We start from the raw sequence: 498 nt of genomic DNA, 5'->3' as shown, positions 1-498 counted from the left end.
AGAAAGCAATTCTCTCTGCCTCTGAGACAAAAAGGCACACCCTTTCAGGAAAGGGTATGGAACGCGCTGACGATGATTCCTTACGGGGAATCCCGAAGCTACGGCCATATGGCTGAAGCGATCGGAAAACCGAAAGCGGTGCGCGCCATCGGACAAGCCAATAAACGAAACCGGCTGCCGATTTTGATCCCGTGCCATCGGGTAATCGGCAAAAACAGCGCCTTAACGGGATACGCGGGCACGAAGACGGATGTAAAAGCGGTGCTGCTGAACATCGAACAAATATCCTATAAAGAAAAATAAAGCGTATGGCACGTTCCGTTTTTTCACGTCCGACATATCATTTTATTAAGTGAAAAAAGTTGGTCTGATGAAAAAGGAGGACGAAGCCTGATGAAAATGAGCCGCCCGCAGAAGATAGCCGGTTATGCAGAGCTGTTTTTTAAAATGCATCTCATTCCAGCCGTCCAAAAAGATGAAGTGATTACATTGTGCAGA

The 498-nt window shown here is 47.2% G+C and carries 1 protein-coding gene; it reads left to right on the top strand.

The genetic code is table 11. From position 1 onward, the window contains the following. Positions 1-303, top strand: a 303-nt coding sequence (locus R0K30_RS21040; RefSeq protein WP_410612698.1) for a methylated-DNA--[protein]-cysteine S-methyltransferase, incomplete at its 5' end; no start/stop codon positions are given. Between the last annotated feature and the right edge of the window lie 195 nt (positions 304-498).

This window comes from Bacillus sp. SIMBA_154, assembly GCF_046536015.1.
Lineage (GTDB): Bacteria > Bacillota > Bacilli > Bacillales > Bacillaceae > Bacillus > Bacillus pumilus_P.
The sequence above is the reverse complement of the archived record's forward strand: the minus strand, read 5'-3'. Positions and strand labels throughout refer to the sequence as shown.